The following is a 1,084-nucleotide window of genomic DNA, read 5'->3' as shown; positions in this document are numbered from 1 at the left end:
TGATTTCATTCGACCAAATACGGTCACCATCTGTTTTAGTTCAGGTTGATGCACTGCCACGTTACCCGGATAAAGCACCACATTTTTCACTCGACCCGAGGCGATATCAAAGCTATCTTCACTGTTTTTATCGTTCAGTAATTCGACTTTATATTCGGCATAAGGCGAAAGCGGAATAAAGTTATTACTACCCGATAAGACAAAACGCTGACCATTGACGTTAGCCGCAATTTGTCCTTCACCATCAATCCCGGTTTTGACGATCACCCCTGATGTTTCTTGTTTACCACTGGCAGAGAAGTTCATATCACTATAAGCAAAGGAGCCTCGAGCGGTTAACGTGGTATTTAATCGGTCATCGTTAGGGCGATTCATGGTTAACGTCCCTGCACTGTATTTTGTATCAAATGAGCCATAACCGCCGACGGAGAAATCACTGTCAGCCCCGTCTTTATCATGAAGAAGGGTCGAAACGGATAACCCTGCGCTGGTGATCGGGGCGTTTTCAAAGTTTTTCGATGCTGACAGCTCACCATGGATATTTCCGTTACTCGAAGACACCCCAGCACTGAGCCATGTTGCCAGCGGTAATGAGAAGTCTAAGGTAATGTATTTTTCGTTAGTACTGCTTTGGTTATCGTAATGATAACGTTGAACACCGGTACGCAAACTCATGCTGCCATAGCGGCCTGTGTAGAGGGTTGTTGCGTATTCAAAGTTATTCGATTTATTTTTATCGCGTAAATCTTTGGTGTAGGAATAGGTAAATGATCCTGCATATTCCCAAAATTGAGTCAAATTAAGGATAGTACCAAATGAGTAGTTATCAGAGTCATACATCGGGAAATTATCTTTGATATTTGCTTTTTCACGATTAACCCATAACGCCCCAATTCCTTTAGGTAAGGAGTAGTTAGCCGTAAAAATATTACGGTTACTACCATCTTTAGCAATCAACGCCTGCCAACTGGTGGAGAGCGTGTCGGTTAATTGCAAATTACTGTTGGCTTCTAAGACGGCAACGTTATCAAAAACATACGCAGAGCCTTGTAGATTTAGGCCGGAAAAAACACCTAATGTAATA

At 42.4% G+C, this 1,084-nt stretch carries 1 pseudogene; it reads right to left on the bottom strand.

The features are described from left to right. A pseudogene (locus JEP40_RS18945) lies at positions 1-1,084 on the bottom strand (fimbrial biogenesis outer membrane usher protein); the annotation flags it as partial.

The organism is Proteus vulgaris (assembly GCF_016239305.1).
GTDB classification, from domain to species: Bacteria; Pseudomonadota; Gammaproteobacteria; order Enterobacterales; family Enterobacteriaceae; genus Proteus; species Proteus vulgaris_C.
The sequence above is the reverse complement of the archived record's forward strand: the minus strand, read 5'-3'. Positions and strand labels throughout refer to the sequence as shown.